The 749-nt window shown below is 38.7% G+C and carries 1 protein-coding gene; it reads right to left on the reverse strand.

The annotated features are described in order from the left end of the window. Positions 1-749, reverse strand: a 749-nt coding sequence (gene ltrA, locus HX062_RS16145; RefSeq protein ID WP_286468135.1) for a group II intron reverse transcriptase/maturase, incomplete at both ends; no start/stop codon positions are given.

The raw sequence follows: 749 nt of genomic DNA on the forward strand, positions 1-749 counted from the left end.
TATATCATACCCTTTACCACTACTACGTTTTGTAAGTTCCCTTAACTTGTCTTTGAGTTTACTATAGCTTTTCGGGTGTACACAAAGATTCCATTTTCCTTTGCTTTTGACAGAAAGGCTGTGTCCTAGAAATTTCTTCCCTTTGACGTGACCATTAGTAGTCTTCTCTTTGTTTACTCTTAAGTATAACACCTCTTCAATAAATCTCGTGATGCTTTCCTGCACACGAAAACACGCTCTTTCACTTTTACAGAAGATTAAACAATCATCTGCATAACGCACAAAGCGGAGTCCTCGTCTTTCAAGTTCGTTATCTAGCTCATTAAGCATTATATTACTCAGTAGTGGACTTAGTGGTCCCCCTTGAGGAACTCCCAATCTACTTTCTTCGAATTTATTCCCAATAACAACTCCTGCATTTAGATATTTATGGATTAAGGATATCACTTGAGGGTCTTTCACTTTCTTTGACAATATTTCAATTAGTTTACTGTGGTTAACTGTGTCAAAGAATTTTTCTAGGTCTAGGTCAACGACATAATGATATCGCTCATCTAAGTGATTTATCACTTCTTGCAAGGCTGTATGACAGCTTTTATTGGGTCTAAAGCCGTGACTACTTGGGTGAAATTCTTGTTCGTAGATGGGGGATAGTACTTGGGATATACTCTGTTGAACTAGGCGGTCTACTACAGTAGGGATGCCAAGTTGTCGGATTTTCCCTCCCTCTTTGGGGATGTCTACTCTTC

It is taken from the genome of Myroides sp. DF42-4-2 (assembly GCF_030326445.1).
GTDB lineage: Bacteria > Bacteroidota > Bacteroidia > Flavobacteriales > Flavobacteriaceae > Flavobacterium.